Consider the following 14,439-nt stretch of genomic DNA (forward strand, 5'->3'; position numbering starts at 1 on the left):
TCCGGAGACGTGCGGGAGTACGGATGCTGGGTAGCGTCAGGCCGTGGCTGGGTCGGGCGGCATCCAGAGCTTGCCGAGAAGTGCGTCGCGCAGGCCGGTCATGACGTCCAGGCCGTGCTTGCTCGCGGTGGATAGGTAGCCGTCGACGGCGTACCGATGCCGGGTGTGCTGCTCGGAGCGGAGTCTGCCGGAGATCTTCTGCTGGGTTTTGGCTGGTCGCAGGTCGCGTTCGGCCTGGTTGTTGGTGGGTGGGATCCGCAGGTCATGGGCGAAGCGCAGGACATCTGCGGCGCGGTCGCGTAGTACCTCCAGCAGTACGCGGCCGACCGGCTGGGTGACGGTCTTGGCCGGGCCGGGGACACGTTTGACCTCCGACAGGCCGACGGCGACCCCGCCGCGGAACATCTTCGTGAACATTGTCAGCGTGCCCGCTGCGATGGCGCCCCTGCCCTGTTCGCGAGCGAGGTTGGCGGCGTGAATCAGACCGCGCAGCGCCATCTGGAGCTGGGCGGGCCAGCGCGCCTGAGGGTAGGTCTCGGCGCAGTCTTCCAGATCGCGGATCAGGTGCGCCGCACACAGTTGGTGATCGTGTATCCCCAGATCGGTGGCGTCGTAGTTCTGGTAGCGGTCGTGGACCGCCACCCCGGTCAGGCCGGCCGGCACGAACCGTTTGAAGGCGTCCAGGTCGCGTCCGCCGAGCATGTACCAGATCAGCAGCTGGTTGCAGGCCACCAGCAGGTACTTCTTGGCCTTCTTCGGCCCCACCCGGATCGGTGTCTCATCGCAGCACACCACATACGCCAGCGTGAGCAGCATCCGGATGCGCGCGTTGGCGACCGCGACCGCGGCGGCGGCCCGGCCGATCAAGCGGTGCACGAACCCGGGCGAGGGCTCCGCGCCGGTCAGCGAGGCCACCAGCTCAGCACACCAGTGGACCGGGATCGCGTGGACGACCAGCAGATACACACACCAGGCCTGCAGATTGACGCCACAACTGGCCGGCGCGGCGCTCACCCCGTCCGGGCGCGGCGCGGTGTGCACGGCCCCGCAACCACACCAGCCCTGTAGGAAGTACCCGAAAACATCGCCGTCAGCGACGTCGTCCGACCAGGCCAGTGGTCTCCACCGAAGCCGGGGCGGTTCAGTTCCTAGCCTCGCTCGCCCTCGCATTGGCACTGGCCGAACTGCACTCGCGCAGTGGATCGCGACTGGGGTCGCTGTTCCTCGACGAAGGCTTCGCAGCCCTCGATACTGCAGCGTTGGAATCAGCCCTCGAGGTGCTGCGCACCCAAGCCGGCGGCGACCGGCTTGTTATGGTGATCAGCCACTTGCACGCCGTCCCCGAGGCTGATTGCCGTGCTGTGGGTAGAACGCGGCCCCACTGGGTTCACAGCACGCTGGCTGACTCCGGCCGAACGCAATGAGCTGGTGCAAGCCGACCTGGCCAGCGGCTTGCAGGCGCTGGCGTAATAGAGGTATTGGCAGAGGGGCCGCCAGATTGTACGGTAGCTTCTCTTCGTCCCACTAGGGGCATTTGCCTAGGGAGGTTGCTTGTCGCACTTCACCAGAGTCCGAACCCGACTGGTCGACGGCCGAGTGCTCCGGCAGGCGCTGGAGAAGATGGGCTACGCCATCGAGCCGGTTGCAAACGGCGTTCGCGGCTTTCAGGGCCAGCGTGCCAACGCTGAGTTCAAAATCTGCCCGCCAAAAACCAAGCATGAGATCGGCTTTGTCCCGTCGAATGATGGATACGCAATAATTGCGGACTGGTGGGGGATACACGGATTGACAAAAACTTCCTTTACACGGGATCTGAATCAGCAATATGCACTCCTGACTACGATCGCAACCCTGGAATCGCGAGGGTTCGAGGTTGCAGAGCAACTCAAGGATGAGACGGGTGCACTGCGAGTCGTTCTTCGTCGATCTGCGGGGATGTGATCCGATGGACGAGATCGTCGAGGTCTCAATCCGCCCAGACGGACGTGTCGAGATCCACGTCACTGGTGTGGACGGCATGGCATGCCTGGACACCACCGAGGAACTGGTCGCACTGCTGGGCGGCGAGGTGGAAACTCAGCAGTTAACGGCAGAGGCGTACAACACAGCATCCGAAGATCAGCAGGATCGCCTGTGGCACTAGGGCGAGACTGGCTTGTGCACGCGACCATCGACCGCAGCGCCGCAAACGGGCCGGGGTTGCGCTTCGTCATCTGGACGCAGGGTTGCTCACTCGACTGCTTCGGATGCTTCAATCCCGAGACACATCGGACCGGCGGTCGTGCTGTCAGTACCCACGAAGTAGTCGAACAAGTCCTCAAGGTTGAGGGAATTGAAGGAGTCACGATCAGTGGCGGTGAACCGCTGGAACAACCCCTTCAACTCATCGAGTTTCTCCGCGAGATCCGTCAGCGATCGGGCATAGGGATTGTGCTGCTTACAGGCTTCTCGGTGGCGGAGATACAGGGAGATCCTGCACGGCTGAAAGCGGCCGCGCTGGCCGACATGGTCATCGCGGGCCGATATAATGCTCGCCTTCACCTTGGGACAGCGCTTCGCGGTTCCTCGAATAAGGAGTACTGGGCGATAACCCCACGATACTCAGCCGAGGACTTCGAGACGGTCCCTGAAGCGGAGGTGGTGATTGCTACCGACGGGACAATTATGGTGACCGGCATGCATGCCTGGCAGGGGGCGCAGACATGAACATTCGCGAAGATCTTGTCCTGTATCTTCGCGCCCGCGTTCCAATGATCGTCCTGGTGACGATTGAGGAGAAGCGTGCGATCGAGATTCTGGAAGACGTCCGCAAGATGCGCAGCGCGACCTTCGAGTCCGATCTCGTCACCTGGGACCTCGCCGAGGGGCTCAGATCCCAGGCCGGTCGGCAGGTTCCAACGGCAGCAACTCCCGACGTGGCACTAGACAAAATCGCAGAACTAGCCAGATCGGCGCCGAACCGCGCGGACCTCTACGTACTGAAGGACTTTCACGAGTTCTGGGAAAAGAGTCCAGCGGTGAAACGGAAGCTGCGTAGCCTGGCGCACCAATTGGTCTCTACCAGGTCGTCTGTCATCATTACCACACATACTCCGGAAATCCCGATGGAGCTCAGCAACGACGTCGTCGTCTTTGACCTCCCACTCCCTGACGTCGAGACCCTCACAGAAGATCTCGAATCTCTCATCAAAGAGACAGGGATCAAAAACGCGCTTACAATTCATGGCCAGGCACGCTTGGCCCAGGCAGCGCTGGGCCTCACGGCTACCCAAGCCCGCCGGGCTTTCTCGAAGGCGATCGTCCGTGACAAGGTTCTGGACGAACAGGATATCATTGCGGTCATCGAGGAAAAAAAAGCGGTTATCCGCGCTTCCCAGGCGCTGGAATTCTATAGCGCGGATCAGACCCCCGACGACGTCGGAGGCCTCGAGATTCTGAAGGAATGGCTGACCATTCGGGAGCGCGCCTTCAGCCAGGACGCCGCCGACTTTGGTCTACCAGCCCCTAAAGGGATGGCGTTGATCGGGATTCCCGGCACCGGAAAGAGCCTAACAGCGAAGATGATCAGCGGGCTGTGGCGGTTGCCTCTACTACGCCTGGACGTCGGGGCCCTTTTTGGATCGTTAGTTGGTGAGTCGGAGGAGCGCCTACGCCGAGCACTCAAGATCACTGAGACGGTGGCGCCCTGTGTCCTTTGGATCGACGAGATCGAGAAATCATTGGCCAACGGCGGTATGGATGGCGGCACCTCTCAACGTGTGTTTGGCGCGATCCTGACGTGGATGCAGGAAAAGACTAAGCCTGTATTTGTGGTAGCCACGGCCAACGATGTGACAGCCCTACCACCAGAGATGCTACGCCGTGGCCGGTTCGATGAAGTGTTCTTCCTCGACCTACCTACGGAGTCGGAACGACGTGAGATTCTTTCTGTCCATCTGCGGAAGCGACGCAGAGAGCCGAACCGCTTTGACCTGTTCCAACTGGCCCGACTATCGGAGGGCTACGTAGGGGCCGAGATCGAGCAGGCGATTACGGATGCAATGTACCGGGCATTCGCCGAGGGCCCGCGCGACATCACTACTGAGGACATTGCCTCCGCCATCAGGCGCCTTGTTCCGCTGAGCAAATCCCAGCGTGAAGGCATTGAGAACCTTCGGTCTTGGCTTCGGGACGGCCGCGCGCAGTCCGCCTCATTCGCTGAGGCTTCGCAGGCTGTGCAGGAGCAAGTCCGCCTGGAACTGGCCTGAGCGGGGCGAGTTGCGTGATCAGTGAGAAGAAGGCCCGACGTTGGGCGGCGCGTTGTTCCTCAAGTACGGGTCCCTTCGCGCGCTGGGCAGCCTGCCGTCTATTCGAAGCAGCGGAGGACGGGGACCGGGTTGCGCGGTCGGCAGTCCTCCAGATTGCTGGAATTGGGGACCATAAGCGCCAGGAGGACGCCAAAAAATCTCTGGGTGTTTGGTGGGCGAGGACACGTGACCCGGAGTTGCGCGGGCTCGTCTTGGAAACCGGGGCTTTGGCACGCGACGGTCTGCCGCGGTTGCAGTGCGCGGCGCTCCTGGAGTGCCTCGACGACCACTGGCGGCCGGAAGACGCGGGGTACGCACCCGGCTTCGTCACCGACGCCGACGAAAGCGTGCGGAACGCGGCACTGCGTTTGTTTAGCACCGCCACAGGGGCGACTTTGGACGCCCTCTGGTTGACGGCGCTGTCTGACGCTCCGCTCCGCGAGGTCCTGTTCAAGAACTCATCACCACCAGGGCTCACGATCCTGCAGCAGCTGTGGGTCGACAGCCTGGCCACCGTCGACCTCGAGACCATCACCCGTCTCACCCGCTGGGCCATACCTCAGTCAATCCACTTGCTCATCGCCGAGCGGTGGGCGACATCACGAGCACCCCTCCTCCGCCGACTCGTCCTGGAAACCGGGGCTTTGGCACGCGACGGTCTGCCGCGGTTGCAGTGCGCGGCGCTCCTGGAGTGCCTCGACGACCACTGGCGGCCGGAAGACGCGGGGTACGCACCCGGCTTCGTCACCGACGCCGACGAAAGCGTGCGGAACGCGGCACTGCGTTTGTTTAGCACCGCCACAGGGGCGACTTTGGACGCCCTCTGGTTGACGGCGCTGTCTGACGCTCCGCTCCGCGAGGTCCTGTTCAAGAACTCATCACCACCAGGGCTCACGATCCTGCAGCAGCTATGGGTCGACAGCCTGGCCACCGTCGACCTCGAGACCATCACCCGTCTCACCCGCTGGGCCATACCTCAGTCAATCCACTTACTCATCGCCGAGCGGTGGGCGACATCACGAGCACCCCTCCTCCGCCGACTCGTCCTGGAAACCGGGGCGCCAGCCAAGGCCGGCCTGGCTAAGGTTCAATCCTTGGCACTACTCGGACGACTCGCCGAAGATTGGCGACCAAAAGAAGCCCGCTACGCCCCTCAACTACTGCTCGATGCAGATGAGGACGTGCGGGAAGGAGCACTTAAGGCCTGCCGCACGGTTACCGGGCCGACACTGGACGCCTTATGGGTCCACGCATCTTCCTCCGGACAGTTGCGTTCGTTACTGCTCGACAACCCCTCGCCACCCCCATCAGAAACACTGAACCAGCTCTGGGAGTCCTGGCTGAGTACACCGGACCCTGCAGTATGGGACGCCCTGTTCCGCTGGCATCTGCCCGCAAGCCAGGGCCGCTCCAGGAAATTGAGCGTGATCGCGTTGGAGGCAGACCCTGAACGCCTCACGGCCCCAAAGTTCCATCAGGCCCTCGTCGAAGCCGTGGCCTTCGGCAAGCACCCGCTGACCAAGCTGGCCCGTGAGAAGGTCCTTGCTACCCGAGAGCAAGCGCTGTTCGACTTGATCTGCGAGGCTGCGATCGACAAGGTTGAATTGGTCGCTTTCTGCAAGCGGCACCGACTGGCGCCGAGGGATCCCGTCCGCCGGGTTGTCTTTTTCTTACTCACAGGTCAGCCCGAGCAGTACCACGGGATGGACCCGGATGGCAGCGTTCTGGCACTCGCCTACGCCGCAGTCGCCCCCAAGACGCGGACGCGTATGCAGCAGGCCATGCTTACCAGTGGCCAGCTCAACCTTGTCCGGATCATCGTTGGCACCGACAGGCGCGCCCGGATCCAAAAAATGTCTGAAGGCGAGCTTTCCTACCTGGCCGAACAACTCGCCTCGCGAGATGAATGGGCGGATTTATGGAGCCTAATTCAGGACCTGTCGATCGCCGTGGGTGTCCGGATTATTAAGCTGTTCGACCGGTGGATGCCCAGAGACGACGACAGCCGACGGATTTTCAATCTTTACCGGAAGACCGATCCTGCGGTCCTCGAAAGAGCCTTCACGCAGATGAAGAAGAAATGGCCGGTAGCGCTACGACAGGCCACCATTCATTTCCAAGGGCGGGTCAACGATGTCTCCTTTGCTCCGGATGCGCCCTTGCTCGCGGTAGCCGGCAGCAGCACAATCGCGGGGGTCATCGACCTAACCCGGGCACGACTCGTTGAGCGATACGACGGGTTCGGATCGTCCGTCGGACGCGTCCTACATGTCGGAGGGGGAGCCTTCGTTGCGGGAGAACGCACGAACAATGCGCAACGTCCCTGCAAAATCATCCGCTGCAAGAACGGTAAGCATCAGACCTTGTTCGAGACGCCCGGGTCCGTGACCTCATTCGCCTTAACGAGCAAGGATGGGGCCTTCGCGGCGGGAACGCGTTCCGGGAAACTCGTTCGCGGCGCACCAGACGCAGGCCCAGTGACCTCCCATTCTGTCAGGATGCTCGGTTTTGACACGGATGACTGGCCAAGATCCATCGCCGCGCACCTTCCCTCCGGCAATATGGCCATTCTAGGCAAACGTCTAGTCATAACAGATCCAACAGCAGCCGTCCTCGCTCGAGGCGTAACCGAACGCGTAATCGCTCGTGCTCAATTCGTCAGCCACGACACCCTCGCCTGTGCAGGGCAGGCGGGTACGATCAAGCTGCTTCGTCGCAACGGCTCCTGGCTTACCGAGCCGGCAGAAATAAATATTTCATCCCTAGGTGGCCTGGGTGCAATTACCGAACTGAATCGGCTTGCAGCCGTCGACCGCCTTGGAACGTTGTACTTTCTCAGTACCGATTCGCTTCAAGTAGTAGCGAAGGTGCATGGCCGCGGATACGGTCTTGCTACCAGCTTGAACGTCTCTCCGCGGGGAGAGTTCCTTGCAGTCGGAAACGATAATGGCCGGACCGATCTGTACGATCTGCGGATCAGTGAGGTTCCCGCGATCGTAGAAAAACCCTTAGTGAACCTAGTGCCGCGCCACCTTGGAATCGTCGGCAGCGCACAGAACTCTCGGGACGTTAGCCATGAAGTTAGAGTCCTGCTGACCCTCCTTTACGCGTGCCTCGAGCATCGGTTCCGCTTTGACATCGAACTCGGCGACGCTGTGAAACTGGGCGTCGGCGATTACGACATCAGCCTGTGAAGGGACCCAATCGGATGACAACACGCATCGGGATCGATTTCGGTACCGCGAACACCGTAGTGGCGCGTTGGGATGAAGTTGTGGACCGTGGCGAACCGATCCCCTTGAACGGACTCGACCTAACACGCGAGGGCCATCGGGGCATCGACCAGCGTGTTATCCCCTCGAAAATTGCTTACTCCAGCACAGACAACAAAAGCTGGATCGGCGCCCAAGTCACGCACAGCATGCATGACAACGCTGAAGTTGTGGTCTTCCAGTCGACTAAAAGCGCCGTCACCGGACGGGCCATCGACATCCCTCGCACGTTCGGAATTAACAAGATCAGCGGTCGGCAGGCCGCTACCAAGTTCCTATCTGACGTTATGGCCGCCGCGATGCTGGCCGTCGGATCGGAAGACCTGGAGATCGTCGCCACCGCACCGGTCGAATCCTTTGACTCCTACCGCGACTGGCTGGTGCGCGAGGTAGGAGACAGTGTCGGGATAGTCCGACTGCGGGTCGTCGACGAGGCCACTGCCGCAGCCGTGGGCTATTGCGCTCGGCTTAACCCAGGGGATGTGTTTCTCGTTTTCGACTTCGGTGCTGGAACGCTCGACATTTCGGTAGTCCGAGTCGTGGAGCCAGCAGACGCCACCGCTGGCGCTGCAGTGAGGACGATCGCCAAGGCTGGTCTTGACTTGGGCGGCGACCACATCGATGGGTTGGTCGCCGAGTATGTAGCAGAGGCCGTCGGAGTCCCTCTGGGAGACACAGACGCCTATAACCGCGTATTCCGTGGGCTCCTGCACTCTGTGGAAGCTGCGAAGGTGACTCTCACATATGCGGACAGCGCGATCATCAAAGCAGAAAAGTACCGCCACGAGATTACGAAGGTCGAGTTCGAGCGCCTACTTAAAGACAAGGATGTCCTCGGACGCGTGAACCGCGTTCTCCGCAAGACACTTGATCAGGCGTCAGCCGCTGGATTCCCGGCCGAAACCATCGCCAAAGTCTTCTTGGTCGGTGGAACCAGCCTCATCCCCGCTGTACAAGATGTCCTGCGCCTGCACTTCGAGCCCGGCATCATTCACCTGGACCGCCCTCTCGAGGCTGTGGCAGCAGGTGCGGCTAGCATCGCAGGCGGCTACGAACTCAGTGACCATATTCAGCATGACTACGCCATCCGCCACGTCAACCGGGACACCGGCGCCTACGAGTTCGAGACCATAGTCACCGCAGGGACTGAATATCCCACACCGGAACCAGTTAGGACCTTAACTATCAAGGCGGTAAGGGACGGTCAGCGGAACCTGGGGATCGCCATTTACGAACTCGCTCACGCAAGCTTCCGTGAGGCCAGCTCCGATCTAGAAATCGTCTTTGACGCCCACGGAGGTGCCAGAACGGTCGCTGTCACTGCCCAGCAGCTCCAGGAACGCTCACGACTTTGGCTCAATGAGGAAAGCCCAACCTTCCTGGAAGCAGATCCCCCGGCCAAGGCGGGAGTAGACCGCTTTCAGCTTGAGTTCCGCGTGGATATGCAGAAGCGCCTGACCGTATCGGCCATCGACCTGGAACGCCGCACGATGGTGCTCGACCAGTTTCCTGTCGTTCGCCTCGCATAACAGGAAATTGGTTGGGATGCGTATGTAGCTGGATGGGCAATATCTTTACCTTAAGCTGGATCTGCTACCCTATAAGGGCGGCGGCAACATGCTCGAGGTATAGGGCCAAGAAGTGCGGAGCCCGGCCGAGCCGAAGCGTGATCGTCTTCAATGGGTACGAGGGGAACGTGAGGTGAGACGGATGAACCTGGACTTGCTTGTCAAGCGAGGTCATCTGCCCTGGCGTCCCAACCCCGGAGCATGTGACGTCGATGTCTGGCACGAGTATGAGATCCCTCTGAATGGGACCTTCCGTCTTGACGACGATGTCATCATGTTCACGCAGGTCCTTGAGAGCTCGCATGGTCTTTCCGCTTGGGCGTATACCTGCTTGACTCCCGAGCAGGTAGAAGGCACTTCTAACGCCTACTTCGAATCGGTCGATGAGCTGCACCGATTCGTGGAGGATTGCTTCTCGGGTAAAGAAGCAGTGCTGGCTCTAGCGAGGGACGATCGGACGGCAGGTCAGTGAACGCGGGTCGAAGTGACCAATGGGCTGGTGCCGGCTGTCGAGGAGTTCCTCAACGGCGTCATCAGCAGCGTCGATCGGGTATCGGATACGGACAGGCGGGTAAGCGCCAAGCTCGCTGGGCTTGACGCCGCTTCCTCCGAGCTGATCGACGTATAGCAAGACCAAAGAGAAAGAGCCACGTGCCTAGCGTCGCTCTTTAGCTATTGCGCACGTTGATCGCAGAGAAGGGCATTCATCGGACCAGGGCCGGTCATTGGTGCAACGCGTTCAACGCCAGGTCCCAGGGGAAGGTGTCGATCTGGTCGCCGCCTGCGTTCGGTGGATGCGGTTCGAACTGTTCAGCGCCCAGAAGTACAGCAATACCTTCACCGCGCAGCGAGTCGATGCTGTGGCGGAAGGGCTTGCGAGCGGCGAGGGCGCTGTTGACAAAGGGCAGGATGACGACGGGGATGCCGAGGCCGGGGGCTTCGGCGAGGAGGCCGAGGGCGTAGGTGTCGGCGATGCCCTGGGCGAACTTGTTGATGGTGTTGTAGGTCGCGGGGGCGACGATAATGGCGTCCGCCCTGGGGGGCTTGGGGTCGCTCGGCTTGCGATATCGGCTGCGGACGGGGCGGCCGGTCCGCTTCTCCAGTGCGGGGACGTCGATGAAGTCGAGCGCGTTCGGGGTGGCGACAATCTGGACAGTCCATCCGTCGTCCTGAGCCAGGGTGACGAGTTCGCCGACGTCGCCGGCGGGTCCTGCGGCGCAGACGATGACGTACAGGACCTTGCCGGACTCGGTCACGCGGTGACTCCCAGGGATTCGGCGTACTCTCGCGCGTCGCGTCGGATGCTGACGGGCGCGGTGGCGAGGATGTCGCGGACCAGCCTATGAGTGGCGGGTCGGGTGGTGATCTCCTCGGGCGCGAGGTCTCCGGCGGCGCGCAGGATGTGAAGGGCGCGGTCGTGCTTGCCCAGGGCGAGGAGGGCTCGGGAGGTGTCCAGGAGGACGGTCGCCTTTCGTTCGTTGACTGGCAGGGCGTCGAGGTCGATCCCGCGGGCGTTCTCGATGGCGGTTCCGGCGTCGCCAAAAATGAGGGCGATGTTCACGCGGTGGCACAGGACGTTGTTCGGGCCGAAGGCGGTCCACATGTGGTTGCCGTCGTGGCCGAGTCGTCGGCCTGCGTCCTCGGCTTCGTCCAGGAGTTCGGCGGCGGTGTGCCGGTTGCCATGGTGCGCGGCGGCGACGGCCCCACGCAACAGGAGCGTCCCGTACACCGACAGATCGTTCGGGGACGGCTGGGACAGGGCGGCGTTCAGACGTTGGGCGGCGCTGCTCGCCATGCCGGTCGCTGCCCGGTGGTGCCCACCGTCCATCAGGGCGTGGGTGATGATGCGGGCGCTTGAGCCCATCATCAGAGGACTCTCGCTGGCCCGGGCGGCGTGGACGCTGCGGTCGGCGGCGAGCCAGGCGAGGCCCTTGTCCTCCTGCTTGAGCAGGATGGAGGCGGCCACATGGTGCGCCTCGGCGGACAGGGTGTGTGCCTTGAGCTGAGCATCTCCATTGAGTTCAAAGCAGGCGAGGCGCAGGGAGCGGATCAGCGCGGGGAGCATGGCCGCGACCTCGGAGTATCGGCATTCCTGATAGCTCCGCTTCGCCCTAACGACCGCGGCGGCGAGTTGCGCCAGCTCCGGGAGGCGGGGGCCGGCGGCCGGGTGTTCGGTGAGGGCCGCGGCGAGAGCGTCGGCATCTGCGGATGGTTCGTCGCGGGTGAGGGGTTGGTCTACTACGGCGCTGAACAGGGCGGCCCCCGCGAGGCCGACGAAGTTACGACGACGCACTTCGGTCTCGTCCTCTCCGTGTCGGACGAGATCAACGGTAGGCGGCGGACCTGCTGGGCGGGAATGCCGCCGTGGGATGGGTGCGGCGGCCAGGTCGCGGGGAGCGAGGCCGAGAGCCATGCGGGCCTGGTCGGGCATGTGGAGGCCGTCGGCGATGCGCTCGAACACCTCCAGGGCGGTGACCTGCTGGCTTCCGCTCATGATGCCGCTGACCTTGCCCTGGCTGTAGCCGGTCAGGCTGCCGATCGCGGTCTGGCTCAAACCGCCGTACTGCCGGACGAGCCGGAAGACCGCGCCGATGTCGCGGGCCCTGAGCGCGGTGAGCGTGTCGGGGCGGTTCCACAGCGAGGCGGGGACCTCGTACGGTTCGGCGACGCGTGGCGGCATCCGCGTGCTTTCCCTTCGCACCGGGGCGGTTACGGAAAGTGCCTTCCACAGGTACGCGGTCGCGACCTATCCCGTCAAGGGATGCCACGTGGGGATGGGCTGGGAGAACGAGAATTCCGACCCTTGCTCCATGATTGCGGAGACGGAGAGGTGCGGGGCCTGCCGAGGGAAGGGCTGGCAGGCGTCGGCGAAGGCCCGATACCGGATCGATAGCGTGATCGTGGAGCTGTCCACGGTCGAGTGCTCGGGCCGTAGGGCGGTGGCGTCATGAGCGCCGATCGGCTCGTGGCGGGGCGTCGCCCGCTGGTCGTCACCGCTGCCCAGTGTGCCGAGCGGCTGCGTGTGGAGCTGGAGCAGTACGGCATCGCCGCCGATGTTCACGAGGGGTACGGGCTGGCGCTGGTGTCGGTCTGGGTCGAGCTGGTCGTGTGGACCGACGGCGGATACTTCCGCTGGCGCTCGGGCCGTACCTCGACCAGCGGGCGGCCGGTCTACGCCTTCGCCCCGGCCTCCGACGTCGTCACCGCCGCGCGCCGGGTGGCGCACCGGTACGGGCAACTACGCCAGCGGTACCCCCGCCCTCCGTACCTGGCGGAAGACGGCTCGTGAACGACCTCGACGACCCCGATACAGGAAGCGGCGGTGGCGGCAGTCAGTGCGTCGGCTGCGCGGCCTGGCGGGCCGTCTCGCGGTGGTAGGCGACGTGCGTGATGCTGATCATGTGTTGCGGTGCGAGGCGCAGGTCGCCTTTGACCTGGCCCGTCACCTCGTCGAAGGCCTGCAGATCGTCGGTGAGGGTGAGGGCGCCACGGTCGAAGAGGATGTGGTCGTTCGGGCAGAGGCACAGGATGTTGCCCGGCTCGTCGGGGCCGTTGTGCGGCTGGCCGACCGGGCGGATGTGGGCGCCCTCGGCGTACGAGCCGTTGGGGAGCCGAAGCCGTACGCCGCAGATCTGGCAGTGGTGTCCGTGTACGTCCTTGATCTGCTGCGCCAGGGCCGAGTCACGGATCAGGCGCATCGTGGTGGACTGGCGGCGCCGTGGGGCCGGAGATCCGTCGTTCAGGGATACCTCGGCCTCCGAGGTGCTCACCAGGCCTACCGCGGTGAGGAGCTCGTCGGGGTCGACGCCCTGGAAGTACTTCTCCAGGAGGCGCAGCACGATCTGCGCGCGTACGTCCGGATGCCGGCTTACGAGGGTGTGGACCCACGGTCGTAGACCTCCCGTAGGCGCACTCCTCTTCATCCATCCCTGAGCAACGCTCGTGCTCGCCCTCGGGGGAACGTCGGACGCGTCCAGCTCCCACAGCCCGTGATGGAACAGCCGCAGGACGGGGAACTCGGGATTCGGCTGGTCGTCGACGTGACCGAACTTCTCGATGAGCGAGGAGATCTCGGCACTTGTCCGCGCCCAGGCTTCTAGACGATTGAGTCCAAGGGATCGCCTGCGGAAATAGGGCGAGGGCGTCCATGATCAATGTGTGACCAATGACATAGACACCCTCGCAACCGCACTCTACGTGAAGATCGACGACGCGGTGAAGGCCTGGCCGGATCTGGCTCCCTGGCGTCCCAAGGTCGGCATCGCGCCTACCCTCAGTGACGCCGAGCTGGTGACGCTCGCGGTGATGTCGGCGCTGCTGGGCTTCACCTCCGAGCGGCACTGGCTGCGCTACGCCCGCGCCCACCTGACTGGCATGTTCCCCTACCTGCCCGGCCAGTCCGGCTACAACAAGCGGCTACGCAAGGCGTCCAGCCTGCTCAAACACGTGATCAGAATGCTCGCCGCCGACACCACGCTGTGGAGCGACGACGTATGGGTGATCGACTCGACTCCGGTGGAGTGCGGCCGTTCCCGGGAGACGGCCAAGCGCAGCGCACTGGCAGGCTGGGCCGAGTACGGCTACTGCGCCAGTCACTCCCGGTATTTCTGGGGACTGCGGCTGCACCTGTTGTGCACCCTGGGCGGGCTGCCGATCGCCTTTGCTCTCACCGGCGCCAAGGCCGACGAACGCGACATCCTGCAAGGCATGCTGGACCATGCTCCCGAACTGCTGACCGGCCGCCCAGGACAGACGATCATCGGAGACAAGAACTACTACGGCCGCGAGTTCGAGCAGAACCTCACCGACGGTGATATTCGATTGCTGCGCCCGGCCCGCAAGGGCGAACCCGAACGGGCCGGATCAGCGTTGTTCAAGCCGTTGCGGCAGACCATCGAGTCGATCAACCAGACCTTCAAGGGCCAGCTTGACCTGGAACGTCACGCCGGACGCACGCCGAGCGGAGTCATCGCCCGCGTGCTCGCGCGGATACTCGCGCTGACCGCCGCGATCTGGCACAACGACAAGACCGGTCAGCCGATCAAGCGGTCGTTGATTGCCTACGACCACTGAACGCACGGCCGTTCCAAGATCGATACCCTGAAGACGGTGGGGAAGACAGTGGGGTGGGCCGGAGGTGGGCCGGGTAGGTCGCGATGTGATCACATACGGCGTGTTGCTCCCAGAATGAGACGAAGCTCCCGCTAGCAAGGGTCTTCCTACAGATCTCTTGCGCGTGGAGCTTCGTCGTGGCCAAGTGTGCCATCCCCACGGTCGAGCCGGAAGCCATCGACGTGGTGACCGCTGGCCCAA

13 protein-coding genes and 1 pseudogene are annotated in these 14,439 nt (G+C 63.1%); 10 read left to right on the forward strand and 4 right to left on the reverse strand.

The window, feature by feature from the left end:
* Window positions 1–36 precede the first annotated feature (36 nt).
* Complete coding sequence (locus OG344_RS12245; RefSeq protein WP_405088324.1) at window positions 37–1,041, reverse strand: transposase; 1,005 nt, start codon at window positions 1,039–1,041, stop codon at window positions 37–39.
* Window positions 1,042–1,055: 14 nt separating this feature from the next.
* Here OG344_RS12245 and OG344_RS12250 point away from each other — a divergent pair.
* The 8 genes and pseudogenes from OG344_RS12250 to OG344_RS12285 form a co-directional block, all read left to right on the forward strand.
* A pseudogene (locus tag OG344_RS12250) lies at window positions 1,056–1,424 on the forward strand (SbcC/MukB-like Walker B domain-containing protein); the annotation flags it as partial.
* A gap of 196 nt (window positions 1,425–1,620) precedes the next feature.
* The gene (locus OG344_RS12255; protein WP_405088325.1) at window positions 1,621–1,941 is read left to right on the forward strand and encodes a DUF1257 domain-containing protein; all 321 of its coding nucleotides are present in this window, start codon (window positions 1,621–1,623) and stop codon (window positions 1,939–1,941) included.
* A gap of 4 nt (window positions 1,942–1,945) precedes the next feature.
* Window positions 1,946–2,143: a DUF2997 domain-containing protein gene (locus OG344_RS12260; RefSeq protein ID WP_405088326.1), complete on the forward strand. Its 198-nt coding sequence runs from the start codon at window positions 1,946–1,948 to the stop codon at window positions 2,141–2,143.
* Window positions 2,144–2,157: 14 nt separating this feature from the next.
* Window positions 2,158–2,706 (forward strand): 4Fe-4S single cluster domain-containing protein, encoded by a 549-nt coding sequence (locus tag OG344_RS12265; RefSeq protein WP_405088327.1) that lies wholly within the window; start codon window positions 2,158–2,160, stop codon window positions 2,704–2,706.
* On the forward strand, window positions 2,703–4,247 hold the full coding sequence (locus OG344_RS12270) for an AAA family ATPase (RefSeq protein ID WP_405088328.1): 1,545 nt from the start codon (window positions 2,703–2,705) through the stop codon (window positions 4,245–4,247). The genes OG344_RS12265 and OG344_RS12270 overlap by 4 nt, the downstream gene beginning before the upstream one ends.
* Window positions 4,248–4,513: 266 nt before the next feature.
* Entirely contained in the window at window positions 4,514–7,480 is a 2,967-nt protein-coding gene (locus OG344_RS12275; RefSeq protein ID WP_405088329.1) for a hypothetical protein, read from the forward strand.
* A 14-nt stretch (window positions 7,481–7,494) separates the two neighbouring features.
* A complete protein-coding gene (locus OG344_RS12280; protein ID WP_405088330.1) occupies window positions 7,495–9,087 on the forward strand; it encodes an Hsp70 family protein in 1,593 nt (530 codons plus the stop codon).
* A gap of 181 nt (window positions 9,088–9,268) precedes the next feature.
* Window positions 9,269–9,598, forward strand: a complete 330-nt coding sequence (locus OG344_RS12285) for a hypothetical protein (protein WP_405088331.1) — start codon at window positions 9,269–9,271, stop codon at window positions 9,596–9,598.
* 250 nt (window positions 9,599–9,848) lie between these two features.
* On the opposite strand, the gene OG344_RS12290 is transcribed toward OG344_RS12285, so the two are convergent.
* Window positions 9,849–10,382 (reverse strand): flavoprotein, encoded by a 534-nt coding sequence (locus OG344_RS12290; protein WP_405088332.1) that lies wholly within the window; start codon window positions 10,380–10,382, stop codon window positions 9,849–9,851.
* On the reverse strand, window positions 10,379–11,806 hold the full coding sequence (locus OG344_RS12295) for a helix-turn-helix domain-containing protein (RefSeq protein WP_405088333.1): 1,428 nt from the start codon (window positions 11,804–11,806) through the stop codon (window positions 10,379–10,381). Before OG344_RS12295 ends, OG344_RS12290 begins: the two co-directional genes overlap by 4 nt.
* A gap of 267 nt (window positions 11,807–12,073) precedes the next feature.
* Here OG344_RS12295 and OG344_RS12300 point away from each other — a divergent pair, with 267 nt between their 5' ends.
* Entirely contained in the window at window positions 12,074–12,415 is a 342-nt protein-coding gene (locus OG344_RS12300; protein ID WP_405088334.1) for a hypothetical protein, read from the forward strand.
* Between the two features lie 43 nt (window positions 12,416–12,458).
* Here the strand turns inward: OG344_RS12300 and OG344_RS12305 are convergent, their stop codons facing one another.
* Window positions 12,459–12,965: an HNH endonuclease gene (locus OG344_RS12305; RefSeq protein ID WP_405088335.1), complete on the reverse strand. Its 507-nt coding sequence runs from the start codon at window positions 12,963–12,965 to the stop codon at window positions 12,459–12,461.
* A 319-nt stretch (window positions 12,966–13,284) separates the two neighbouring features.
* Between OG344_RS12305 and OG344_RS12310 the strand changes: the two genes are divergently transcribed.
* Window positions 13,285–14,199: an IS982 family transposase gene (locus OG344_RS12310; RefSeq protein ID WP_405088336.1), complete on the forward strand. Its 915-nt coding sequence runs from the start codon at window positions 13,285–13,287 to the stop codon at window positions 14,197–14,199.
* The last annotated feature ends 240 nt before the right edge of the window (window positions 14,200–14,439 follow it).

Origin of the sequence: Microbispora sp. NBC_01389, assembly GCF_045040095.1 — a bacterium.
Taxonomy (GTDB): Bacteria; Actinomycetota; Actinomycetes; order Streptosporangiales; family Streptosporangiaceae; genus Microbispora.